Source organism: uncultured Pseudoalteromonas sp. (assembly GCF_963922945.1).
Taxonomy (GTDB): Bacteria; Pseudomonadota; Gammaproteobacteria; order Enterobacterales; family Alteromonadaceae; genus Pseudoalteromonas.
The window spans coordinates 1-25,181 of record NZ_CAWUKC010000042.1 but is presented as its reverse complement, the minus strand read 5'-3'; the positions used below and the strand labels follow the sequence as shown (position 1 = coordinate 25,181).

Sequence of the window (25,181 nt, the reverse complement as noted above, 5' to 3'; positions counted from 1 at the left end):
TATGAGCTCAGCCTAACTTTTGAATAAATATCAGAATTAATTTCACTATTTCCCTTCATTTTCTACGGTTTTTGCTAAACTAAAATTCTAAATGTAAATATTCATGCTTAGGCGATAAAGCAATAATGCCAAATAGAGTTCACCAAAAAAGTATTCGAAAAGCGCTGATCAACACCATCATGCTTATTACCGCTATTTGTTTAACTTTCTCTGTTTCAATTTCTACTTATATGAGCGTAAAGGAACAAAAAGAACTGATCATAAATAAGCTTGTGATCCTTTCTGACATTGTTGCTTTTGACGCGTCGGCCTCATTGCTTAAAGACGACAGAAAAACAGAAGAAAAACGCCTAAAGTCATTTGATAAAATTCCTCTTGTTACAAACATCCATATTTATGCTATTGAACAAACATCGGCAAAACCTGTGTTTTTTATTAGTTTTAATGCTAAAAAAAACCCGCCTGTTCCTTTGCGTGTAGACAGTATTGAAGAGCTCAAAGAGCCCAGAGTTACAAATGACTATGTTGAACTGATAACTCCTGTATTAAACAATGATCAAGTGGTTGGCCACGTTTACATGCGTGGCACTCTAGGAAGCCTAGATGACTTTATAAAACAAAAAGTGATTATAGATATTTTCCTCACATTGTTTATTTTGTTCTTTGTGTATTTTATAGCAATAAAAACACAAAAAAGTATCGCAAACCCAATTGAACACTTAAGTGTATTGTTGCAAGACGTTTCTAAAAATCATAACTACAACGTGCGCGCCCCCGCCACCAAAGTAAAAGAGGTTACAGCCTTATCAAATAGCTTAAATATCATGCTTACCCGCACTCAAAAGCAGATAGAGCGCCATGAAAAAGACAAGTTAGAAATAAAACAGCTTAACCAAGGCTTAGAAGAAAAGGTAAATCAAAGAACAATTGCTTTACGTGAAGCCAATCAAGAACTGCTTTCAACCCTTGAGCGAATGCACCAATATCAAGAGCAAATAGTAGAGAACGAAAAAATGGCTTCATTAGGGCAAATGGTAGCCGGTGTAGCCCACGAGGTTAATACCCCCATTGGCCTAGGTATTACAGGCTCAACATTACTACGCGATAAGCTAGCTGATATACAAATAAGCTTTGACAATAAGTCGCTTACCTCTAATCAGTTAAAACGCTTTATAGGCGAAGGGATTGAAAATCTCGATTTAATTTATCGAAACCTCAACCGTGCAGCGGATCTTATTTCTAACTTTAAAAAGGTTGCAGTCATTCAAGATGACGGAATAAAAACGCATGTTAATATTCACAACCTAATATCTGATGTACTGGTCTCGCTTCAATCAGAGTTAATAGCATCTAAACCTAATGTTGTAATTAATTGCCCGAGTAATTTAACCGTTGAAAGTAAACCTGAACCGCTACAGCAGGTTTTCCAGCAGCTAATTTTAAATTCAGCCATACATGGCTTTAGTAGTAGCGAAAATAACGAAATTAAGTTTGATATAGAAGTCACAGGCCCACAAATAAAAATAACCTACACTGACAATGGCCAAGGCGTTGATAAAAATGTCAAAAATAGGATATTTGACCCATTTGTAACCTCTAAGCGAGGGCAAGGGGCTAGTGGTTTAGGCATGCATTTAGTCTACAACTTGGTAACCCAAGCGCTCGGCGGACATATACTGTATGACCAAGATGCTAAACCTGGCGTGCGCTTTGTCATTACAATTCCATAAAAAATTGTTTAAAAAAAGAGTATTTATTTACGCTTTTTACTTGAATTACCGTTTAATGGCCTTATAGAGAGTGCATGTGATATTTCATGTTTAATTATTTAACTTGATCTAATAATTAGGCAATACAATTTCTGAACTTTATTGTTTTTGCGGTATCACATACATTGATGAAAGGTTATAAAATGATATAATTCCGTTTTGAATTTTCGCGATTATTTTTAGTACCTTTAAGCGATTGGTGGATGTATCAATTGTTAAAGGAAATGGCTTCGTTTTCATGATTCAAAAAACTGCATCCGTTTTATATCACTAAACAGTAGTTTTTGCACAATGCCTTTTGGTTAGTTTGGAACACCCCTACTGTTTTATTTTTATCCAATGTGTTTTTTCTTGTTAACATTTGGGTATAATCCTATAATCTCTAGTAATCGAATTATTTAGTTAATATTCGGTTTTTTGTAAATAAAATATTCCAAAAAGGTTAATTAATAATGCAAACGCCAGTCATTCTAATCGTAGAGGATGAAGACGTAACTCGACTAAACCTCGTTAGTTTATTTGAAGCTGAAGGTTACAAAGTTATTGAAGCCATTGATGGCGATGATATGCATGACAAGCTTACAAATAACGACGACGTTAATCTTGTAGTTATGGACATCAACCTACCGGGCAAAAACGGGCTAATTTTAGCACGCGAATTACGCCAAAAACGTAAAGTCGGTCTTATCTTCTTAACCGGCCGTGATAACGATGTTGATCGTATTTTAGGTTTAGAAATTGGTGCTGATGATTACATCACTAAACCGTTTAACCCTCGTGAATTGACTATACGCGCTCGCAACTTAATTACTCGAACAGCACTTGGTGGTGAAGAATCAGTGCTAGAGACTAACGGCGTAATCACATTCAATGGTTGGGAACTTGACGAAAACAGCCGTTGTTTAACGTCACCAAATGGTGATGCTAAGCGCCTACCCAAAGGCGAATACCGTGCTCTTCGTCTAATGCTTGATTCTCCAGGGCGTATTTTTAGCCGTGAACAACTTATTAAGCATATGACTGGCCGTGAGCTTCGCGCTAATGACCGTACAGTAGATGTAACAATTCGTCGTATCCGTAAGCACTTTGAAAGTGACAATTCTACTTCTGAGCTGATCAGCACCATCCATGGTGAAGGTTACCGCTTCATTGGTAAAATCGACGCTTAATTAGAGTAAACCGCTTACTCTAATAATTGTAAAAAAGAATGAAGGGCACTTTGTCCTTCATTTATTTTTTCTGCCAATAAATCTAACCACTCATTTAATACTTCATCTGACTCTTCAAGCGCACCGTGTTCCATCTTTTTAGCATGTAGCTGCACATCGTTTAACCCAACAGAGCCTGCAGCCCCTTTAAGCTTGTGTGCCACCGATTTGTACTCTTCCCTGTCGCTTGCGTTTAACGCGCTTAGTAATTCTTGTTGATATTGCGGGTTTAGTTTTTCAAATAAACCACTACTGCGCTTAAATACTTCAAGCCCCATAGAGTTTACAAAGTCTTCTATGGTCTCAACATCAAGTACATCTGCATTAATGCCCTCAAGCGCCTCTTTACTTACAGTGAGTAGTGGCTCGTCTGAATCGCTTTGTTGGATATCGAACAAATCTGCCAACATTTTATCAAGCTTTATTGTATTAATAGGCTTAGCAAGTGCTCCCTGTACAGAAATACCTTCTAAGTCTTCTTCGGCACTACGTACATTCGCTGTAAGCGCTACAATAGGTAATTTATCAAAATGGCTATCGGCACGTATTTGTCTTGCAACCTCATCACCATTAATATCGGGAAGTTGCATATCAAGTAGTACTAAATCAAGCTCGTCTTCAGTTTCGACAAACGAAAGTGCATCTTCACCGGTTTCAGCCCAAATCACCTCGTGGCCGCGCTGCTCTAACAGGTTAGTCGCAATTTCGGCATTTAATGGCACATCCTCTACAAGTAAAATATATAAACCTCTACCTGCGTAACTTTGCTCCGTGGGTGCTACGCATAAGCTAAGCGGTATTTGCACTGTAAAGCAGCTGCCCTCACCCTCTGTGCTGGTAACCGAAATAGTGCCTTTCATTGCACTCACCAATGCTTTAGTAACAGCAAGACCAATGCCTGAGCCAATTGCATTTTTACCGCTTACATCTGGCGCTTTATAGTACATATCAAATATGCGCGATAGTTGCTCCTGTGGGATCCCCTGCCCGGTATCTGATATTTTAAGTTCAAGCCATGGGCCATCATTTCGCTCTTCACGGCTACACGTAAGCTTTACCTCACCTTGTTGGGTAAATTTAACGGCATTGTTGATTAAATTCCAAACTATTTGGCGTAGGCGAGTAGGATCTAATAGCGCGTAAACATCTAATGTACCGTTTCGCTCAATTGTAAATTCAAGCTCTTTTTGCTCAGCAATTAAACCGGCAAAGTTAACTACATCGTTAATAAAGTCTGAAACATTAATGGAGTCGGTTGCTATATCTAACTGCTCACGGTCTATTTTATCTAAATCAATAATATCGTTAAAAATATTACCTAATGTTTCTGCGCTAGAGAATACGGTATTACACCAACTACGCTGTTGTTTATTAAGCTCGGTATCAAGCAGCATTCGGGTTAAGCCTACAATGCCATTTAATGGTGTGCGCAGCTCATGGCTAAGCGTTGCTATAAACTTACCTTTGTCTTTATAAGCTGTTTCAAGCGCTTGTGCGGCTTCTTTACGGCTGGTTATATCACGGCCAAATGCAAGCAAACCTATGTAGTCACCTTGATCGTTAATAAAGGGTAATTTACGCAACTCAAACCAACGGTTTTCACCATTAACCATGTATTCAACATCAATTGTCAGCGCTTGATGTGTTTGCTCTACTTGTTTATCGGTTCTGAGTACCTCTGCTAAAAAGTAGCTTGGGAAAATCTGCTCCACTGTTTTACCAATTAATTCAGCACTGGTTTTGCCCATAACCTCTTCAAACATTTTATTACAGCCGGCAAACACGCCGTTGTTATCGCGGTAATAAAATAAATCGGGGGAAGAATCGACAATAGAGCGGAGCAGCATACCTTGCTGAGCAAGTTCTTGTTGTGTTTTTTTACGCTCTGCTATTTCGCGGCGCAGCTCTTCAATGGCACGGTGTTTAGCATGAAACGCCATTTTACGTTCATCTATTTCAACATTCAGACGATTGATATTGTCTTTTAATGTTTGGTTTAACAGTTTTTCTTGTTTTGTGGCGCTATCTAAATAGGCGTATGAAGCATCTAACTGCCTGATCGAATTTAGTAAAATACTGATCATAAAAGGAGACACAACCGCAGTAAAAAAGACCACAGCTAAAATATCAACTAAGTTAACTTCACCCAGAGCCACATAATAAAACATACTCGATAGTATAAGTGACACGCCCAATAAAAGCGCATAGCACATTCCTGCGGTTTTTAACTCACCAAAGCGAGTTATTAAACTAGAAAGTACTCGAGCCCAGGGGCTCAAAGATGAATCGGTCATAGGTCAGTGTATCTCGTTACTAGGCATAAACAAAAAGTGCCTATTAATAGTCAAACGCATTTTGCAGCAGATCTTAGCATTTTTCCATTAGCTATATTCATGTTGTGCGACAAAAACAGAAAATTTTCATGTTTAGTTTTGCCTACTTGTTAAACTCATCATTTCAGCAATAAATTATTTAGTGTAAAATGCTGCGCTTTATTATGACAAATAACGAGTAGCGCACATGCAAACCAACATGCCCGATATAGCAGATACGGCTCCCGCCTTACAAACAGGTAAGTTAGACTGGGTTGGTATGGGCGAAATAGAACTGCCATTTATTTTTGAGTCGAAGGATTTAACACCCGTTAATGTTAACGCTAAAGCCCGTGCGTTTGTAAACTTACATAAAGAGGATGCTAAAGGCATTCATATGTCGCGCTTGTTTTTAGCGCTTGATTTACTCTCAACAGAGCAACACGTTAATCCGCACACTTTAACTCAAGCACTCGATACTTTTATCACAAGCCACGAGGGGTTAAGTGATAAAGCCCAGATTGAATTTAAGTTTGAATTACCACTGCGTCGTAAATCACTGTTAAGTGGAAAAGCCGGCTGGAAAAGCTACCCTATTACGCTTACAAGCACGATTGAACATGGTGTAATAAGCTTTGAGTTAAACGTTGATGTTACTTATTCATCGACTTGCCCTTGCTCTGCAGCGCTTGCTCGTCAGCTCATTCAAAACGCATTTAGTGAAAAATTTGATCAAGAAACGCTTAATCAAAAAGACGTTCTTGAGTGGTTGGGCACAACCCAAGGTATTGTTGCAACACCGCACTCACAACGCTCCATTGCAAACGTTAAAGTAAAATTAGATAGCAGTATCAGTGAGTTTGATGTAGTAAATTTAATTGGTACATTAGAGGACGAACTTAAAACGCCCGTACAAGCGGCAGTAAAACGTGAGGATGAGCAAGAATTTGCCCGTCTTAACGGTCAAAATTTAATGTTTTGTGAAGATGCAGCTCGTAAAATTAAAGCCGTTCTTGAAAACGATAACTTTAGTGACTACTGGCTACAAATTAATCATTACGAGTCTCTGCATGCTCACGATGCCGTTGCTATTGCCGTTAAAGGCATTGAAGGCGGTTACAAAGCCTAATACCCGCCCTGTTACATTAATACTAAACACAAACGGTAACTAACCATACCAATCAGTTTTTAGGCACGTAAATTGCTTTATCCAAGCAGTGTCAATTTGTTGTTATGGAGTTACCGTATGGAATTCGCTTTATTATCAATTTTAGTATTAGTGGTTGGGGCCTCTTTTGTTGCGTCAAAATTTAATGATGATGGCGGAAACCCGTATCCATTTACCCGCAAACAAACCGTGTTTACACAGGTTGAGGGTGCATTTTTAAATCTTTTAGAGCGTGCGGTTGGCGATCAATACAAAATTGTGAGCCGAGTAAAACTCATCGATGTAATAGACTGTAAGCAAGGACTCTCTGCTAAATCAAAACGCGCAGCTTTAGCTAAAGCTAAAAATAAGCAACTTGATTTTGTACTCGTTGATAAAGAAAAAATGACCATAGTGGCAGCGGTTGATTTGGTTAATAACGCGAACAAAGATGGTCACAAAGCTCAACGTGACTGGTTTGTAAACGGTGCTTTAGAGTCCGCTGGCATTCCGCATATTCGAATGAAAGTAAAATCAGGCTACCGCCCTTCAGAGGTACGTAATGCTATTATGTTTAAAATAGGCAAGCCTGCAGCGATGCAATCGCCTCGACCTGCTCGTAACAGAGCAAGTAAACCTGCCGTGTTGTCACCTTCTCAGGCCAAAGCGCAAACCACTGCGTTAGCTGAAATTTAAAATAGAATTAAATACTCTCCTAAAAGTATTTAAAGCGAGCCGTAAAACAGCTCGCTTTTTTGTTTTTTGTTGCTAACTTCACGTATAATCTACGTATTCAAACTCAGGAATAAAACACTATGAATGTTGGTATTATTGGCGCAATGGAGCCAGAAGTTAAAATTTTACGTGAAGCAATGCAAAACCCAGAAGTGTTAACTAAAGCAGGCTTTACTTTTTACACAGGCGAGTTAGCAGGTAATACAGTAACGCTTGTGCAATCGGGTATAGGTAAAGTGGCATCAACCATTGCAACTACGTTATTAATTGATAATTTTAATCCTGATTGTGTTATCAACACAGGCTCGGCCGGTGGTTTTGATCCGTCATTAAATGTTGGTGATGTGGTTATTTCTTCAGAAGTGCGCCATCACGATGTAGATGTAACTGCATTTGGCTACGAAATTGGTCAAGTTCCACAAATGCCTGCAGGCTTTGCCGCACACCCAAAACTTGTTGAAGCTGCCGAGCAAACCATTGCCCAAATCAACGAAGTAAAAACCTTAGTTGGCTTAATTTGTACAGGTGATTCATTTATGTGTGACCCAGTACGAATTGATAAAGCACGCAGCGACTTTCCTACTATGCTTGCAGTAGAGATGGAAGGTGCTTCAATTGCGCAAACATGTTATGCACTAAACACGCCTTTTGTGGTTATTCGCTCAATGTCTGATATTGCAGGTAAAGAGTCGCCGCAATCGTTTGAAGAATACCTAGAAACGGCGTCAATCAACTCATCTAAAATGGTTGTTGCATTACTAGAAAAACTAACAAAAGTTACGCTGTAAATGCTAAGCAATATTGTTCAAAATCATTTGGACTTTATTGCCTTTATTGTAGCGCTCCTTGTTGAGCGCTTTTTCCCGTTAAAAAGCTGGTATCACCCCAATACAGTATTAACTGCTGTATTTAGTGCTATAGGAAAACGGGTTTATAAGCCAAGTGAACCTAAAAGCTACCTTTATTTAGCCGCGACCCTTGCCAGTACGCTAGCTTTAAGCGTTATTCTTATTATAGTTGTGTTACTGCTTGAATTTGCCTTTTATCCTGAGCTGCTCGCAGGCCTTATTTTATATTTGTGCCTCGAAAGCAAAGCGATTGAAACAAAAGCCCTACGTATTGCAAAGTTAGTAAAGCAAAACCAAAAATCTACCGCGCGTGAACTTGTAAAGCCACTGCTTGCGCGAGAGGTTAACAAACTCTCAGCCCCAGGTATTATTAAAGCCTTAATTGAAAGCTTAATTTTACGAACTGCCCGTAATTACTTTACTGTGATATTTATATTTTTATTACTTGGGCCTGTTGCCGCTTTAGCGTATCGACTACTCACTTTGATACAGCATGCTTGGCGCGCCGATATATCGCCTAGTAGCCACTTTTTAAGACCACTTCAAATACTTTTGTTTATAATCGAGTTTATCCCCGTGCGCTTACTTGCATTAACCATTGCTGCAAGTAAAGCCAGTAAACAAAGTATGCATTACATAAAGCACTACGCCAGACATTTTTATCAAACAAATACGGGGTGGATTTTAAGTGTGTGCTCAGCCTCTATTGGCGTACAGCTAGGCGGCCCTGCAATTTATTTTGGTACGCGATTTAATAAAATGCGTATTGGCACCGAAAGACTGCCCAAACCCGAAGACGTCCCCGAGATCATAAATAGATTAAATCAGGCGCGTGCATTTTGGCTGTTAGTCATTATCAGTATTGAGGGATTAAAGCTGATTTAACAACCAAGATACGGGCACAAAAAAACCAGCCGAAGCTGGTTTTTTTAATTTAGCTGTAATTACGCCAGGGTAATATTAGCAAACTTACGTTTACCTACTTGGTAAATCGCAGTCGTGCCTTTTGCTACCTCAAGCTTTGTATCAGTGATTTTCTCTTCACCGTTAAGTTTTACAGCGCCTTGTTTAATCATACGCATTGCTTCAGAAGTGCTGGCCACTAAGTTGGCTTCTTTAAGTAAGTTAGCAATAAAAATCGTATCTTCTGCAATAGTGATTGTCAGCTCTGGGATTTCATCTGGTAGCGCTTTTTTCTGAAAGCGATTAATGAAATCATCGTGCGCAGCTTGTGCAGCTTCTTCACTATGAAAACGGGCAATTAGCTCTTTTGCCAGTTCTATCTTAATATCACGCGGGTTAGTGCCCTGCTCCACGCGCTGCTTTTTAGCCGCTATTTCTTCAATTGATAAGCTGCTTAGTAAATCGTAGTAGCGCCACATTAATACGTCACTAATCGACATAACTTTACCAAACATATCGTTTGGTGCATCTGTAATGCCAATGTAATTACCTAGCGACTTAGACATTTTTTGAACGCCGTCCGTACCTTCAAGTAATGGCATCATAAGTACTGTTTGCGGTTTTTGACCTTCTACTTTTTGCAGCTCACGACCCATTAGCAGGTTAAAACGCTGATCAGTACCGCCAAGCTCTACATCTGACTCCAGTGCTACTGAATCCCAACCTTGTACTAATGGGTATAAAAATTCGTGAATAGCAATTGGCTGACCACTACCATATCGTTTTTTGAAGTCGTCACGCTCTAGCATACGCGCTACAGTTTGATTGGCAGCAAGTTTGATCATACCCGCGGCGCCGAGGTTTTCCATCCATTGTGAGTTAAAGGCAACCGTTGTTTTAGCAGGATCTAAAATTTTGAACACTTGCTCTTTATAAGTCTCTGCATTAGCAAGTACATCTTCACGAGTCAGTGGTTTACGCGTTACATTTTTGCCCGTTGGGTCGCCAATCATGCCAGTAAAGTCACCAATTAAGAAAATAACCTCATGACCTAAATCTTGAAAGGTCTTCATTTTGTTAATTAGTACAGTATGACCTAAATGCAAATCTGGCGCGGTAGGATCGAAACCGGCTTTAATTTTTAACTTTTTACCCGACTTGAGTTTTTCAACTAATTCGTCTTCTATTAATATCTCTTCTGCACCGCGTTTTATCTCTGCTAGAGCGGTTTGTAAATCCACTGTGTATTACTCCAAAATTCTGCCAACGAAGGGGCAACTAGATGACTTGCTACATAAGGGTTTAAAACAGATTTAAACCAAAAGCACTTATGTTGCTAACATAACAAATTTCTACCTAATTAAAACAATTTTTTATGCGAATAATGCAACTAAACCCAATAAGCTTAGTCTGACTGTGCTAGGCAATTAGAAATGCTCTTTAAACGCCGATTTTAACGTACTTTAGAATCAGATTAAATCGATAAACTAAAACAACAAAAAATTGTCATTTTACTAATATTTGCAGGGCTTTTAGCTTTATTTACTAGTATTCGTACATTATTACGTATATCCTGCATTAATATCCCTTTTATTTTCACGACAGCAGAAAAGGCACGTTATGGTTCACGTGGTTAACACGCTTCCCAAAAAACACAAATTGCTTATTCTTGGTTTGGTTTCTGCTATTGTTGGCTTAGCCTTTCTTCCTTCAGAAAAAGCGACTGCATCCAAAGACAATAGTGCAAATGCACTAGAAATTGGTAAGCGTTACGAGTTACAAGTTAAAGTTGAAGACAACGAAAAATTAACTGAATTAAATTCGCCAGAAGCAGCAGAAAAGCTGCCAGAATACGACTTAGTCGATCATAAAGTTAAAAATGGCGATAATTTAGCAAAAATCTTTAAGCGTGCTGGTTTTTCAGCGCAAACGCTTCACAAGTTAATTAATACCAATGCAGAAACACGCAAATTAACTAAAATCCACCCAGGTGAAATACTCAGTTTTGCAACAGCAGAAAACGGTGACTTAGCGCAGCTTCGTTATGTTATTTCAAAAACCGATACTTTGTTCGTTACCTTAAATGACGAAGGTAACTACGACACCTCAATCGATAGCAAAGAAATAGAAACCTTAAGCAAAACTGCTGGCGGCGAAATTTCTAGCAGCTTTTGGACCTCTGCAATTGCCGCAGGCTTAAGTGAGCGCCAAATAATGAACTTTGCTGATATATTTGGTTGGGATGTGGATTTTGCCAACGATATTCGCAAAGGCGATCAGTTTGGGTTAATTTACGAATCACATTATGTGGATGGCGAGTTTATTGGTACAGGCAAAATTATTGCTGCAGAATTTATAAACCAAGGTCAGCGTTATACAGCTATTCGCCATACTGACGGAAGCTTTTATACGCCTGAAGGCCGTAGCATGAAAAAAGCATTTTTACGTGCACCGGTTAACTTTAAATATATTAGCTCGAGCTTTAATCCACGTCGCTTGCACCCTGTTACAGGGCAAATTAAAGCACACCGAGGTATTGATTACGCAGCACGTACAGGCACACCGGTTGTAGCTTCGGGTAACGGTAAAGTTATAAAAGCAGGTTACAGTAAGTACAATGGTAACTATGTATTTATTAGCCATGGTACGCAGTATGTAACTAAGTACTTACACCTTAACAAAAAGCTGGTTAAAACAGGCCAAAAGGTTAAGCAAGGTGACAAAATTGGTACTGTGGGCTCTACTGGCCGTGTAACAGGCGCACACTTACACTACGAATTTTTAGTAAACGGTGTTCACCGTAACCCTAAAACCGTTAAGTTACCTAAGTCTGAGCCATTACCACGCTCTGAACTTGCTAAGTTTAAACCTATAGCTGAAAACTTTATTGCACAGCTTGAACGCAATCGCGAACTACAGCTAGCACTTAAGTAACGTATAAGTTATAGATAATAACAAAGCCTTTGCAGGATTAACCTGCAAAGGCTTTTTTGTGTTTTGGAAACTATTTTAATTCATTAATACATAGATAAGCTGTACGACTAAAGAAACCATAACCAACGGCCAAATATACTTGCTGTATTTAGTGGCACTATCCAACCCCATTTTACCTTGGTATTTTTCAAGTAGCGGGATAAGCACTGCAAGCGCGATAAACAAGCCAATTAAAATAACAAATATATTCATTCCTAAACCTTATTTATGGTAACTCATGGCCTTTGGCACTTACATACAATGCATACCAATGCTCACGGCTCAACTGCACATTTAGCGCATCGCACGAGGCTTTAATACGCTCAACATTTGTTGTGCCAATAATAGGCTGTATCAATGCAGGATGACGTAATAGCCAAGCCAATACAATTGCCTCAGGCGTTGTATCGTAAAGTGCTGCAAGTTTATTCACTAAAATGCTGGTGTTAATATCGGCTTGCGATGCATTAGTTAAATCGCCACCCGTATATAGCCCTTGGCATAAACTCCCCCAGCTTTGTATTTGAATATCAAAGTGGCGGCAATACTCGATACTGCCCGGTGTAAAATTAAGATCTTTACCATCGGCATTCCCTGCATATACACCTTCATCTACAAATTGATGTTTTTGTAAACTCGCTTCAATTTGGTTAGCTACAATAGGCATATCGAGGGCATGTTGTAAAAAGTTCATTTGGTGCTGTTGCATGTTTGATACAGCAAAGTTACGCACCTTGCCGCTTTCTTGTAGGCAGCTAAATACTTGGGCTATTTCTTCAACTTCCATAAGTGGATCAGGGCGGTGAAGCATAAGCACGTCTAGGTAATCAGTGTTTAAACGTTTAAGTGATCCCTCCACTGATTCCTCTATCCACTTAGCTGAAAAGTCATAACGTTTAGGGCCTTTATCATCTTCAAAACGTATACCGCATTTAGATTGAATATACATGTGTTCACGCAGCTCTGGTCGCTCACCAAGTGCTTGGCCAAACACTTGCTCGGCTTTACCAAAAGTATAAATATCGGCGTGATCAAAAAAATTAATACCGCCAGCTATGGCCGCATCAATACACTCGTGAGTTTGCTTTAAATGCTCTTTAGTAATGGCGTCTTTATTCCAACCGCCGCCTAGGCCCATACAGCCAAAAACAAGCCTACTAACGTGTGGTAAATATTTTGCCAAAGGGGTGTGAAGCATGGTTACTATCCTTATTAGTGTGCAGAAGCATCACTGTAAACAAAAATACGGTTGCAAACAAACTTTAATATGCACTGGTTTACAGGCATAAAAAAAGCGCAGTAAACTGCGCTAATCGGTTGGATTAAACCTTAACACTAGCCAACAAGCGCAAGTAATATACCCGCGGCTACTGCGCTACCTAATACTCCAGCTACGTTTGGCCCCATCGCATGCATAAGTAAAAAGTTATGTGGGTTATTCTCAAGCCCAACTTTATTTACAACACGCGCCGCCATCGGTACTGCCGATACACCCGCAGCACCAATTAAAGGGTTAATAGGTGTTTTAGAAAGCTTGTTAAGGCCTTTAGCCATAAACACACCCGATGCTGTACCAATACCAAAAGCCAGTGCACCGAGTACTAAAATGCCAATAGTTTCTACTGTTAAAAAGTCATCTGCAGCAAGCTTAGAGCCCACTGCCAGCCCTAAAAATATAGTCGTTATATTAATAATTTCGTTTTGGGCACTGTTACTCAACCTATCTACAACCCCCGATTCACGCATTAAATTACCCAAACAAAACATACCTACTAGCGGTATTGCTGCTGGTAAAAACATGGCTGTTGCAGTAAGCACCATAAGTGGAAAAATAATTTTTTCCTTTTTAGATACTTTACGTAGCTCTGGCATTTTAATTTGGCGCTCTTCTGGCGTTGTGAGTGCTCGCATAATGGGTGGCTGAATAATTGGCACAAGTGCCATATATGAATATGCCGCTACTGCTATTGCACCTAGCAAATTAGGAGCAAGCTTTGATGCTAAAAATATCGCCGTTGGGCCATCAGCACCACCAATAATCGCAATAGCCGATGCATCTTGAAGCGTAAACTCAAAACCTGGAATGAAATTAAGTAAAATTGCGCCAAATAAAGTCGCAAAAATACCAAACTGAGCCGCAGCCCCTAGTAATAACATGCGTGGGTTTGCTATTAGCGCACTAAAGTCGGTTAGTGCGCCAACCCCCATAAATATTAATAATGGAAAAATACCGGTATCAATACCCACATAGTAAACTGAGTACAAAAGCCCACTAGGCTCTGATAGCCCTGCAACAGGAATATTAGTTAATATCGCGCCAAAGCCTATTGGCAATAAAAGTAGTGGCTCAAAATTTTTAGAAATAGCTAAAAACAGTAACAAACACCCTACTGCAATCATTACCAAGCCAGGAAACGTAAAGTTAGCAATGCCGGTCGCATGCCAAAGGTTTAAAAGACCTTCCATTAAAGCTACTCCTACGCCATCGCTATAATTGCATCGCCCGTTGCCACAGCATCGCCTTCAGATACTAAGACCTCAGCCACAGTACCTGAGTGCATTGCACGGACCTCGGTTTCCATTTTCATCGCTTCCATAATTACAACCACATCACCTTCGTTTACGGCTTGGCCTGCTTTTACTTTTACCTTAAAAATATTACCAGCCAGTGGCGCGTTTAATGTTTCGCCTGATGCAACCGATGCTGATTGTGGTAAATGCTCGGAATCTTTAAGCACAACCTCTTTAAGCTCACCACCTTGCGCTACAACAACATCGTAAACTTTACCGTCTACTTTCACGCTGTATTGTTCAGCGTTAACACCTTTGTTATCTGCAGGTTTTGTAGCAGGTTTAGACTTTGAATCATCAACACTTGGTACAGCTTCAAAGGCATCGGGGTTGTTACGGTTTTTAATAAATTTAAGACCAACTTGTGGGAATAACGCATAAGTTAGTACATCATCAATTTGCTCATCAGCAAGCGTTAAACCCTGCTCTTGCGCTTCTTTTTGTAGTTCAGCTTCAAGCGATGCAAGCTCTGGGGCTATGTTATCAGCAGGGCGACACGTAATGACCTCTTGACCATCCAGCACTCGCTCTTGCAGCTCTTTGTTCATAGGTGCGGGTGTTAAGCCGTACTCACCTTTTAAAACACCAACAGTTTCTTTGGTAATTGTTTTATAACGCTCACCCGTAAGCACATTTAACACCGCTTGTGTGCCTACAATTTGCGATGTTGGAGTCACAAGCGGAATATAACCTAGGTCTTCACGTACGCGCGGAATTTCAAGTAATACTTCATTTAGCTTATCTGCTGCACCTTGCTCTTTAAGTTGGTTTTCCATGTTGGTTAACATGCCACCTGGCACCTGCGCGAGTAAAATACGGCCATCAACACCTTTAAGGCTTCCCTCAAAGGCCGCATATTTTTTACGTACATCTCTAAAATAAGCCGCTATTTCTTCTAGCTGGTTTAAATCAAGTTCGGTATCGCGAGCTGTGCCCTCAACAATCGCTACAATAGTTTCTGTAGCTGAGTGACCGTAAGTCATACTCATTGAAGAGATAGCGGTATCAAGCATATCAATACCTGCATCTATGGCTTTTTGATATGTCGCTGTACTTAAGCCCGTGGTTGCATGACACTGCATAGCAATAGGGATAGAGACGGTTTCTTTTAACCCTTTAATTAGCTGCTCTGCGTCGTAAGGTTTTAGTAAGCCCGCCATATCTTTAATACAAATAGAGTGACAACCTAAATCTTCTAGCTGTTTAGCAAGGGTTAACCACATATCAAGTGTATGCACTGGGCTTACTGTATAAGAAATAGTCCCTTGCGCGTGAGCACCTACTTTAACCGCTGCTTTAATAGCAGTTTCTAAATTACGAACATCGTTCATGGCATCAAAAATACGAAATACATCTACGCCATTTTTGTGAGCTCGCTCTACAAACTTTTCTACCACGTCATCGGCATAGTGGCGGTAACCCAATAAATTTTGGCCGCGTAACAGCATTTGCTGTTTAGTGTTTGGCATTGCTTTTTTAAGAGCACGAATACGCTCCCACGGATCTTCACCTAAATAACGAATACACGAGTCAAACGTCGCGCCGCCCCACGACTCAATAGACCAATAACCAGCATCATCAAGTTTGCTAGCAATAGGTAGCATGTCATCTAAGCGCATACGGGTTGCAAGTAGTGACTGATGAGCATCGCGTAAAACAAGTTCTGTTAATTTTAATTTAGCCATGTGTGCCTCTTATTTATTATTTGATTTGTACTGAGCAATGGCAGCACTAATAGCAGCGATGTGCTCACTTGGCACACCTTGAGATTTTAAAGATGGTGATTTAATCAGTGTTGCAACTTCAGCCTCGTCAAAACGAGCAACCAAGTTAGACATGAGTGACACAGCACCGATCAAGATTGAAAGAAATACAAACACACCCACCATGCCCGTAAGCATCAAGCTACCTGCGGTTGTGAGTACAGCCCCTATATCCATTTTTCTCCCCTCAAACTATCCAGCGATATAAAAAACCGCTTTATTTAAATAATTATTCACCAAATGATAACAAAACTTTTAACTTTGTCCACCACCTGTCAATTGGTAAAACCAATTAAAATTAAAATAACATATAACCAAAATGGTTAACATAGCTATAATTACCTCGAACGTGTGGCTTTATAGATGTTAAAAATAGCGGTTATAGGCAGTCGTTATATGTTAAAAGTTAAAACCCAGCAAAACTCGCTAATTACATGGCTGTAATAAACGCTTTTAACTTTAAAAATCAAATCAATGTAAATTGGTCTTACCAAAAGTAAGAAAGTTCGCATTTGTAGTAATCATTTACGTTTCACAAAATTTACAATAGTGTGAATAAGTTACATCGTTAAACGTAAAACTTACCTTCTATAGATTTACGCGCTGCACTTAAAAACGCATAAGCAACTGATAATTAATATAAATATATTCTGGCACGCAACTGGCATTATTACTTTCGAACGAATTTAATAACCAAGGAGAAAACAATGTTACGCTGGACAATTACATTTTTAGTTATTGCTTTAATCGCTGCAGTGTTAGGTTTTGGTGGTATCGCAGGTGCCGCAGCTGGTATAGCAAAAATCATATTCTTTATCTTTTTAGTACTTTTAGTGATTTCTTTAGTTTCAGGTGCACTGCGCGGTAAATCGCCCAGGTAGTGGCTAATAGCTTAAAACACTAATCAATTAATATTTACAAGGAATTACATTATGAACTCAACAACTTTAAAAGCAGCACTCGTCGCAATATTTGCAGGTTTATTTATGATGGGCTGTGAAGACAACCACGCAGAAGAAGCCGGTGAGCGTATTGATGAAGCAGTAACTGATGTGCAAAACTCAGTAGAAGATGCCTGTGAAAATGTAAAAGAAGGCGTAAACGCAGAAGAAACTAACTGTTAATCTTCTTAAAAACGTAAAAAGGCGGCTTATTATAAGCCGTTTTTTTGTGCGCTAATAAAAAAGCAGCTTCTAACTCTTATAATGCATAGCCTACATTAACGGGTGTGATTTATACGCTAGCTTGTTAAAATAGCAAAAACCATTACTTAATAGCAATTATGGCACTCACCACCACTTACACACTTGATAAACCCTACTACTATGAATGCTTTGACGAGTCCCACTCATACAATAAAGCAGCAAAGCCAAAATACTTTTTATTGGCATTACTGGTGTGCTTAGGTTTAATTAGTATTTACGCGATGGACGATCACTACCTAGGGTCATTTTTAATAATGCTGGGTGTATTAGAGTGCGTTGCCTTTTATTACCGCAGGCCTTGGTGGGTTACACGCCAAATGCTTAGCCGCGCTTCGGGCTCAACCGTTACCCTTTCGTTTACCGACGAGGCGATTTGCACCAAAAATCATTATAAAAGCCATACTTTCGAATGGGCTAATATCACGCAAATTATTAAAACCAACCGTGGCTATTTAGTGCAACACAATAAGGGTCTGCAATATATTTCCAGCAGTGTATTAACCGATGATATGCGTGATTTTATAAACAAAAAAGCCACTCAGTGAGTGGCTTTTAGTATAGCTAGGTGCATTACTCAGCTAAGTATACGTGTTGATTAAGCATTGCCCGGATTTGGGTTAGACTTTTCAGCTTGTATACGCATGTAAATCTCTTCACGATGCACTGAAACGTCCTTTGGTGCGTTAACACCAATTCGAACTTGATTTCCTTTAACGCCCAATACAGTAACAGTTACTTCGTCACCAATCATCAGGGTTTCACCTACTCTACGAGTTAGTATTAGCATTCTCTTGCTCCCATGTTCCAATAAATTATAAGATTCCGCTTGACCATTTTAATGAAAAATCGATTGAAAAGTAAGTGAAAACTCACAAACTATTCATTTTCTGTTAAAAATTCTGAATGTAACGCTCTTACTGCTAGCTCTAAATACTTTTCGTCAATTAAAACGGATATTTTGATTTCTGACGTCGATACTAAAGCTATATGTATGTTTTCTTGCGTCAAAACATCAAAAAATCGATGCGCTACACCGCTGTGAGACTTCATTCCTATGCCAACAGCCGACACTTTCGCAACGGTTGTATCACTAGAGATGCTATCAGCCTGCAAATTTACCTGCTGCTCAGTAAGTAAATCATGTGTTTGCAAATAGTCATTTGCATGCACAGTAAAAGCATAGTCGATTTTTTCAAAGTTATGATTAACTTGACTAATCATATCTATTTCGATGCCATTTTCCGCAAAAAGTTTCAAAATTTTTGTAAGAGAATGAACACTGTATGGTACGCCATGTACCTTTATCAAGCATTCGTCTCGATTAAACGCAATCCCCGACACAACCTTAGTTGGCATATCGTTCTCCTCAAAACTTATTAGCGTTCCTTCATCGGGCTCAAAACTCGAAAGCACCCGTAACGGCATTTTATGTTTGCCAGCGGCTTCTACAGAGCGAATATGCAATACTTTTGCACCTAAGCTAGCCAACTCTAACATTTCTGCAAAGGTTACATGATGCATTCGCTGTGCATTTGGTTCAATACGAGGATCAGTAGCGTATACGCCATTAACGTCGGTATAGATCTGACATTCGTCGGCTTTTATCGCCGCGGCTATTTCTACTGCAGAGGTATCGGTACCACCACGCCCAAGAGTAGTAATGTTGCCCTCTACATCGCGCCCCTGAAAACCGGCAATAATCGCAATGCGGTTATGCTCAAGCTCGTGCCTTAAACGCGTTGCAGCAACCTCTTCAATGCGAGCTTTACCAAACATATTATCGGTTTGAATATTTACTTGGTCGGCAAGTAAGCTCACAGCAGAGTGGCCACGTTTTACAATAGCCATAGCAAGGAGCGAAATAGAAACCTGCTCACCTGTGCTAATAAGTACGTCTAATTCTCGGCTACTCGGACGAGTATCTATTTGTTTGGCGAGGTTAATTAAGCGGTTGGTTTCGCCCGACATAGCCGAGAGAACCACAACCACTTGATGACCTTGCTGCTTAGTTTTAACAACAAGGTCGGCGACCGCTTCTATTCGCTCAATAGAGCCAACCGAAGTGCCGCCATATTTTTGGACAATGAGTGCCACGTAAGCTTAAACTTTCTCACTTACCCAAGCAGTTACGCTTTCAAGCGCAGCGTTTAGGTTTTCAGGCTGTGACCCACCCGCTTGCGCCATATCAGGGCGACCGCCCCCTTTACCGCCTACTTGGCCTGCCATGTGGTTAACAAGCTCACCGGCTTTAACTTTGCCCGTTAAATCTTTTGTTACACCGGCAATTAGGCTCACTTTTTCGCCGCTGGCAACCCCTAGTGCAATAATGCCAGAGCCAATCTTGTTTTTAAGGTCATCAACCATACCACGAAGCGCTTTAGACTCAGTCCCTTCAACGTTTGCCACAAGTAGCTTAACGCCATTGATCTCTACAATAGTATCAAGTAAAGACGCGCCTGCTGCGCTCGCTAGTTTATCGTTAAGCTGAGCAATTTGCTTTTCAAGGCCTTTTGACTTTTCAAGCAGCGCAGTTACTTTTTCAAGTACTGATGCGCTATCACCTTTAACCAGCGCTGCTACATCATTTAGCTGTTTTTCTTGCTCACTTACAAACGCAACTGCATCTGCACCTGTAACTGCTTCAATACGGCGTACACCTGCTGCTATACCACTTTCAGATACAATTTTGAATAAACCAATATCACCGGCACGCTCTACGTGTGTACCACCACACAGCTCAATTGAGTAATCACCAATGGTGACTACGCGTACTTCATCGTCGTACTTTTCGCCAAACAGCGCCATTGCGCCTTTAGCTTTTGCATCATCGATGGCCATAAGCTCAGTGCTTAGAGCAAAGTTGCGACGAATTTCATCATTAACTACACGCTCAATTTCACGTAGCTCTTCTTTAGTTACCGCTTCAAAGTGCGAGAAGTCAAAACGTAAACGATCAGGCTCAACCAGCGAGCCTTTTTGGGTTACGTGCTCACCTAATAATTGGCGCAGTGCTTCGTGTAAAATATGCGTAGCTGTATGGTTTTTCTTGATGCGTTCACGGCGTGCATCATCAATAGTGGCATCTACTTTATCGTTAACCGCAATGCGCCCTTGTACGCTACCGTGGTGTGCAAACGCATTACCCAGTTTAGTCGTGTTAGTCACGCTAAACTCGCCACCAGCAACAGTAATGGTACCGGTATCACCTGTTTGACCACCAGACTCTGCATAAAATGGCGTATGGTTAAGCACAACAATGCCTTGTTGGCCGTCTTCTAAAATAGAAACCGACTCACCATTTGCAAATACTTCTACGACGGTCGCGCTGTGATGCGTGCTGTCGTAGCCTTTAAACTCAGTGTGTTTTTCTGACTTTAATTGCTCGTTGTAATCAGCACCAAATTTACCCGCTTGCTGCGCCGTTTTGCGCTGTACAGCCATGCACTCTTCAAAACCTGCATGATCAATCGTCATTTGGCGCTCACGAGCTACATCGGCTGTTAAATCCGCAGGAAAGCCGTAGGTGTCGTATAGTTTAAATACTAAATCGCCAGGGATCATGTCGCCTTTAAGTTCGCTTAGGCTCTCTTCTAAAATAGCTAAGCCACGCTCAAGAGTTTTGCCAAATTGCTCTTCTTCAATGCGCAGTACTTTTTCGATAATTTCTTGCTGCTTTGCAAGTTCAGGGTACGCTTGACCCATTTGATCAATAAGCGCTGCAACTAATTTGTAGAAAAACGCGCCTTGAGCGCCTAGCTTGTTACCATGACGTACCGCACGGCGAATAATACGACGCAATACATAACCACGACCTTCGTTAGATGGCATAACACCGTCTGAGATTAAAAATGCACATGAGCGAATATGATCCGCCACTACACGAAGCGATTTATCGTCCATGTCTTGGGCATTAGTTACACTTGCAGCAGCGGCAATTAAGCCTTGGAACAAGTCGATTTCGTAGTTTGAGTGCACGCCTTGTAAAATGGCTGCAATACGCTCAAGGCCCATACCTGTATCAACAGATTGTTTAGGTAATGGCTCCATAGTACCGTCGCTTTGACGGTTGTATTGCATAAATACCAAGTTCCAAATTTCGATAAAGCGGTCGCCATCTTCTTCAGGCGAGCCCGGAGGACCACCCCAAATATGCTCACCGTGATCGTAAAATATTTCAGAACATGGGCCACACGGGCCAGTATCACCCATTGACCAAAAGTTATCTGAGGTAGCAATACGAATAATACGATCTTCGCTTAGGCCAATGTCGTTATGCCAAAAACCAAATGCATCTTCATCGTCGTGGTAAATAGTAACCAGTAGTTTTTCTTGTGGTAATTTAACTACTTCAGTTAAAAACTCCCACGCAAACTTAATAGCGTCTTGTTTAAAGTAATCGCCAAAACTAAAGTTACCTAGCATTTCAAAAAATGTATGGTGACGCGCTGTGTAACCTACGTTTTCTAAATCGTTATGTTTACCACCAGCACGCACACAACGCTGTGCACTTGTAGCACGCGTGTAAGGGCGAGTCTCTGCGCCTAAAAACACATCCTTAAAAGGAACCATACCCGCATTATTAAATAACAACGTGGCATCGTTACCCGGAATAAGTGAAGCCGATTGGACAATTTGGTGCTGTTTGCTGGCAAAAAAGTCTAAAAACTGTTGCCTAAGTTGTGCCGTAGTCATGTGCTGCATGTGAAAATCTCACCTGTATTTACTGTGCTTGCATTGCAAAATCAATTTCATCGTAGCTAAATCCTCGGTACATTAAGTAGCGCACGCGCTTGGCCTTATCTTTATACTCGAGGTTTGCCGGTGTAGTGGAATACTTTTTATTGTACGCTTCCTGCGCAAGCTCAAACCAGTCTATTTCGAGCTCCTCTACTACTCTTTCAAGTAGTGAGCGGTCAATCCCTTTGCCTATGGCTTCGCTTTGAATGCGCTTTAAGCCATGGCCTTTAAAAATGTGTTTTCTAACAAACCCTTCGCAATAGCGCTGCTCGTTAATAAAATTGTGCTCTTCACACCAATTAAGCAGGGTTTCTATAAACTCATCGCTGGCTTCTTTTTGTTGAAGCTTAAAGGTTAACTCACGGCGCGAATACTCTTGGCGCCCAAGTAACCACAGTACATAGTTTTTTAGTTTTTGTTTTAGCTTATCATCCATTAAGCATCAAAACGCCCGCTTTGTTCACTGCTAAGAGGCTTAATGTTACTGTCGTCACTTGGCGGTACAACTGGCATAAAAATAGCCTGATAAGATACAAAAAAGCTAATGTAGCAAATTGGCATTAAAATCAACAGCGGTAAGAACGATAAGAACATAGAAAGCGCCATAAATAACGCACAAATAATGCCAAACACACTGAGAGCAAATAAGTTATGGTAAAAAACCAATAATGAGTTTTTAAGCGCCGTTAAAATACGTTTTTCTTTACTAAAGTATATAAGCGGTACCGCGTAAGCAAATGCCATTAAATACACCGCCATTGCGACGATAAACAGCACAACACTCGCCCCCGAAATACTATTTAAAGTTTGCTCAAGCGCAACATTAGGATCAAGCCCTTCTTGACTCATAATAGCCACAGCGTCAGCAAATAAGCCATTAGCGAGTAACGCCATTAAAATACCCGCACCCATTTGGTAAAGCGCTAAACGTAGTAGCCCTAAACGGTTTCCTTTTGCGCTAAAAGGTTTAAGTATGTCGGCTAGCATAATTTTACCGCCCTGCTGCTTAGTAAGCACCGCTTGGTAAAACCCGGCTGTTAAAAATGGCGTAGCAAGGGCTGCAACCACTTGAAGCAAAGGTAAAAATAACGACAGTATGCCTACTATGCCTATTAATAAATGCATAACTACAAAGGTAAACGGCTGGGTTTTAAAAATATGCCAACCGGCTTTAAACCACTTTAGTCCGGCATCGGCTTTAAAAATTCGTAATTCGTTAGACATACTGGCTCTTAGATTAAACAAAACACGCCAAGTATAACTTGGCGTGAGGGGGGATTAACAGACACTACATGATTAAATAGTTAAGGTTTTTTAATTTTTTTAATATCTAACATATGCGCGCCGTGTTTAATTTTGGTTTCTAGGTACGCTTTGTTACCTGTAAGGCCTGCTTTAATGTGCGCATGGGTGCCAATAACCGTGTCTACTTCAATGCCGGCATCTTTTAGTGCATTAAGCTTTTTAGGGTTATTGGTCATTAATTTAACGTGGTTTAAATTAAGTGCGTTAAGCATTAATACCGCATCCGAAAAATCACGTAAGTCATCGGCAAAGCCTAAGTGATTGTTAGCCTCGTAGGTGTTCATACCTTGTGATTGCAGTACGTAAGCGTCAATTTTATTATATAAACCAATGCCACGGCCTTCTTGGCGCAAATACAATAACACGCCGCCTTGTTCGTGCATCATTTCAATACACTCATTTAGCTGCTCGCCGCAATCGCAACGCGATGAATGAAACACATCACCGGTTAAACATTCAGAGTGCATGCGAATAAGCGGCACAGACTGCTGTGAGTCGGCATTGTTAAATACAAATGCAACGTGTTCTTGGCCGTCTTTTAAGCCACTAAAAGACACTATTTCTGCGGGAATATCACTATTTTTGCCAACATTTAGCTGGGCTCTTGCTCTTACTTGCGCCACGACAAATCCAAATAATTAAATAACTACGACACCATGAGGTGATAATATCACAAACGTTTAAATTTAGATCGTAGTACAACATAATTTATGGCAAATATATGGCGACGGCAGCCACTGTTTTCAATATTTACTCGTAATAAAAGTACAGCCTTGAACAGCGACTGCAATTACCTAAAAAGCAGACAATCAAACTCTGCTTTGCTATTTTAAATTTAACAAAGCAATTGTGTTTTGAGCATATTAATATAAAAGCAAAGCGCGTAGACAATAATGACTACCATTCTCATTTGTGGTATTTTGTTTCTAGATTGAACACTAATAGGGATTGTTATGAAAGCACAACACCTCGCCTTAATGATAGGATTAACCTTAACGGCTTTTTCAGGCCAGAGCAAAGCAAGCCAAATTAGCGATGATAAAGCCGCCTTTTCTGATGCATACCAAAGTTATTTAACGGCTGTAAAAAAAGATGAAAATATAGAGCAAGCCGCTAAACGTGCCTACACGACAGGGCTTACGTTTTATGGTGACAAAAGCGATAACACCGCAAGTCTTGCTATTAATTATGCCAAAGCAATTAGAGCGCCACGCACAATAAGCAGCAAAAAAAACGTAACCGAAATGCGTTACGAGCTGTACTCGCAAGCCTATTCAATACTGGCAAATAACCACGGTAAAAATGCAATAGAAACAATCGATGCCTTAATAGGTAAGGCTGAAAACACCAGCTCGGCCTATCAAGCCGATAACGATTACGACCGTGTAATTGAGATTGCTAAAACACAAAACAACCCTAAATTTGTTGCCGACATGCAGTTTGAAGCAGCCTCGCTGCTAGCCAAAAAATTTGCTCATAAAAAATACCATAAAGCTAAAACACTGCTTAACCAAGCCGATGACTACTACCGTAATAACCTAGACGACAACACCGTAGAGCGCATTAAAGCCGACTTTTTAATGGCGTCTTTTGCTCAAGGTAAGAAAAAATACAATGAAGCCATTGAACGACTAAACCATGTTGTATCGGTATTTGATAACAACTTAAGCTTTGATCACAGCGCTGAGCTTACTGCGCACTCAAA

The 25,181-nt window shown here is 40.3% G+C and carries 24 protein-coding genes; 11 read left to right on the top strand and 13 right to left on the bottom strand.

What is annotated here, in order from left to right; translation table 11 throughout:
• Positions 1–125: 125 nt before the first annotated feature.
• Together AABI99_RS10545 and arcA are read left to right on the top strand one after the other, a co-directional pair.
• The gene (locus AABI99_RS10545) at positions 126–1,730 is read left to right on the top strand and encodes a HAMP domain-containing sensor histidine kinase (RefSeq protein ID WP_338365702.1); all 1,605 of its coding nucleotides are present in this window, start codon (positions 126–128) and stop codon (positions 1,728–1,730) included.
• Positions 1,731–2,221: 491 nt separating this feature from the next.
• Complete coding sequence (gene arcA / locus AABI99_RS10540) at positions 2,222–2,938, top strand: two-component system response regulator ArcA (protein ID WP_004587530.1); 717 nt, start codon at positions 2,222–2,224, stop codon at positions 2,936–2,938.
• Positions 2,939–2,952: 14 nt separating this feature from the next.
• On the opposite strand, the gene arcB is transcribed toward arcA, so the two are convergent.
• On the bottom strand, positions 2,953–5,271 hold the full coding sequence (arcB, locus tag AABI99_RS10535; RefSeq protein ID WP_338365701.1) for an aerobic respiration two-component sensor histidine kinase ArcB: 2,319 nt from the start codon (positions 5,269–5,271) through the stop codon (positions 2,953–2,955).
• Between the two features lie 226 nt (positions 5,272–5,497).
• On the opposite strand from arcB, the gene folE2 reads away from it, so the two are divergent.
• The 4 genes from folE2 to ampE all read left to right on the top strand — a co-directional run bounded on the left by folE2 (position 5,498) and on the right by ampE (position 8,904).
• The gene (folE2, locus tag AABI99_RS10530; protein WP_338365700.1) at positions 5,498–6,418 is read left to right on the top strand and encodes a GTP cyclohydrolase FolE2; all 921 of its coding nucleotides are present in this window, start codon (positions 5,498–5,500) and stop codon (positions 6,416–6,418) included.
• Between the two features lie 117 nt (positions 6,419–6,535).
• Positions 6,536–7,132, top strand: coding sequence for a DUF2726 domain-containing protein (locus AABI99_RS10525; RefSeq protein ID WP_338365699.1), 597 nt, complete (start codon positions 6,536–6,538; stop codon positions 7,130–7,132).
• A gap of 119 nt (positions 7,133–7,251) precedes the next feature.
• A complete protein-coding gene (gene mtnN / locus AABI99_RS10520; protein ID WP_338365698.1) occupies positions 7,252–7,959 on the top strand; it encodes a 5'-methylthioadenosine/S-adenosylhomocysteine nucleosidase in 708 nt (235 codons plus the stop codon).
• Positions 7,960–8,904, top strand: coding sequence for a regulatory signaling modulator protein AmpE (ampE, locus tag AABI99_RS10515; RefSeq protein WP_338365697.1), 945 nt, complete (start codon positions 7,960–7,962; stop codon positions 8,902–8,904).
• Between the two features lie 59 nt (positions 8,905–8,963).
• On the opposite strand, the gene tyrS is transcribed toward ampE, so the two are convergent.
• Positions 8,964–10,163: a tyrosine--tRNA ligase gene (gene tyrS, locus AABI99_RS10510; protein WP_338365696.1), complete on the bottom strand. Its 1,200-nt coding sequence runs from the start codon at positions 10,161–10,163 to the stop codon at positions 8,964–8,966.
• Between the two features lie 379 nt (positions 10,164–10,542).
• Here tyrS and AABI99_RS10505 point away from each other — a divergent pair, with 379 nt between their 5' ends.
• Positions 10,543–11,856, top strand: coding sequence for a peptidoglycan DD-metalloendopeptidase family protein (locus tag AABI99_RS10505; protein WP_338365695.1), 1,314 nt, complete (start codon positions 10,543–10,545; stop codon positions 11,854–11,856).
• Positions 11,857–11,931: 75 nt separating this feature from the next.
• Here the strand turns inward: AABI99_RS10505 and AABI99_RS10500 are convergent, their stop codons facing one another.
• From AABI99_RS10500 to AABI99_RS10480, 5 genes are all read right to left on the bottom strand, one after another.
• Positions 11,932–12,108: a hypothetical protein gene (locus AABI99_RS10500; protein WP_338365694.1), complete on the bottom strand. Its 177-nt coding sequence runs from the start codon at positions 12,106–12,108 to the stop codon at positions 11,932–11,934.
• A gap of 13 nt (positions 12,109–12,121) precedes the next feature.
• On the bottom strand, positions 12,122–13,093 hold the full coding sequence (locus tag AABI99_RS10495; protein WP_338365692.1) for an aldo/keto reductase: 972 nt from the start codon (positions 13,091–13,093) through the stop codon (positions 12,122–12,124).
• Between the two features lie 137 nt (positions 13,094–13,230).
• A complete protein-coding gene (locus AABI99_RS10490; RefSeq protein WP_338365691.1) occupies positions 13,231–14,361 on the bottom strand; it encodes a sodium ion-translocating decarboxylase subunit beta in 1,131 nt (376 codons plus the stop codon).
• 11 nt (positions 14,362–14,372) lie between these two features.
• Complete coding sequence (gene oadA / locus AABI99_RS10485; RefSeq protein ID WP_338365690.1) at positions 14,373–16,151, bottom strand: sodium-extruding oxaloacetate decarboxylase subunit alpha; 1,779 nt, start codon at positions 16,149–16,151, stop codon at positions 14,373–14,375.
• A 9-nt stretch (positions 16,152–16,160) separates the two neighbouring features.
• Positions 16,161–16,406, bottom strand: coding sequence for an OadG family transporter subunit (locus AABI99_RS10480; RefSeq protein WP_338365689.1), 246 nt, complete (start codon positions 16,404–16,406; stop codon positions 16,161–16,163).
• 530 nt (positions 16,407–16,936) lie between these two features.
• Between AABI99_RS10480 and AABI99_RS10475 the strand changes: the two genes are divergently transcribed.
• The 3 genes from AABI99_RS10475 to AABI99_RS10465 all read left to right on the top strand — a co-directional run bounded on the left by AABI99_RS10475 (position 16,937) and on the right by AABI99_RS10465 (position 17,979).
• Entirely contained in the window at positions 16,937–17,110 is a 174-nt protein-coding gene (locus AABI99_RS10475; RefSeq protein WP_002961939.1) for a DUF1328 family protein, read from the top strand.
• Between the two features lie 51 nt (positions 17,111–17,161).
• Entirely contained in the window at positions 17,162–17,353 is a 192-nt protein-coding gene (locus AABI99_RS10470) for a hypothetical protein (protein WP_338365687.1), read from the top strand.
• Between the two features lie 158 nt (positions 17,354–17,511).
• Positions 17,512–17,979 (top strand): YcxB family protein, encoded by a 468-nt coding sequence (locus AABI99_RS10465; RefSeq protein ID WP_338365685.1) that lies wholly within the window; start codon positions 17,512–17,514, stop codon positions 17,977–17,979.
• Positions 17,980–18,029: 50 nt separating this feature from the next.
• On the opposite strand, the gene csrA is transcribed toward AABI99_RS10465, so the two are convergent.
• From csrA to ribA, 6 genes are all read right to left on the bottom strand, one after another.
• Positions 18,030–18,221 (bottom strand): carbon storage regulator CsrA, encoded by a 192-nt coding sequence (csrA, locus tag AABI99_RS10460; protein ID WP_004587515.1) that lies wholly within the window; start codon positions 18,219–18,221, stop codon positions 18,030–18,032.
• 89 nt (positions 18,222–18,310) lie between these two features.
• Positions 18,311–19,528: an aspartate kinase gene (locus tag AABI99_RS10455; RefSeq protein ID WP_338365677.1), complete on the bottom strand. Its 1,218-nt coding sequence runs from the start codon at positions 19,526–19,528 to the stop codon at positions 18,311–18,313.
• A 6-nt stretch (positions 19,529–19,534) separates the two neighbouring features.
• Positions 19,535–22,135, bottom strand: a complete 2,601-nt coding sequence (gene alaS / locus AABI99_RS10450; protein ID WP_338365676.1) for an alanine--tRNA ligase — start codon at positions 22,133–22,135, stop codon at positions 19,535–19,537.
• A gap of 19 nt (positions 22,136–22,154) precedes the next feature.
• The gene (locus AABI99_RS10445; protein WP_055016553.1) at positions 22,155–22,607 is read right to left on the bottom strand and encodes a regulatory protein RecX; all 453 of its coding nucleotides are present in this window, start codon (positions 22,605–22,607) and stop codon (positions 22,155–22,157) included.
• Complete coding sequence (locus tag AABI99_RS10440; RefSeq protein ID WP_338365675.1) at positions 22,607–23,395, bottom strand: BPSS1780 family membrane protein; 789 nt, start codon at positions 23,393–23,395, stop codon at positions 22,607–22,609. Before AABI99_RS10440 ends, AABI99_RS10445 begins: the two co-directional genes overlap by 1 nt.
• Before the next feature lie 80 nt (positions 23,396–23,475).
• On the bottom strand, positions 23,476–24,099 hold the full coding sequence (gene ribA, locus AABI99_RS10435) for a GTP cyclohydrolase II (protein WP_055016555.1): 624 nt from the start codon (positions 24,097–24,099) through the stop codon (positions 23,476–23,478).
• A 330-nt stretch (positions 24,100–24,429) separates the two neighbouring features.
• Here ribA and AABI99_RS10430 point away from each other — a divergent pair.
• On the top strand, positions 24,430–25,181 hold a 752-nt coding region (locus AABI99_RS10430; protein ID WP_338365674.1), incomplete at its 3' end, for an energy transducer TonB.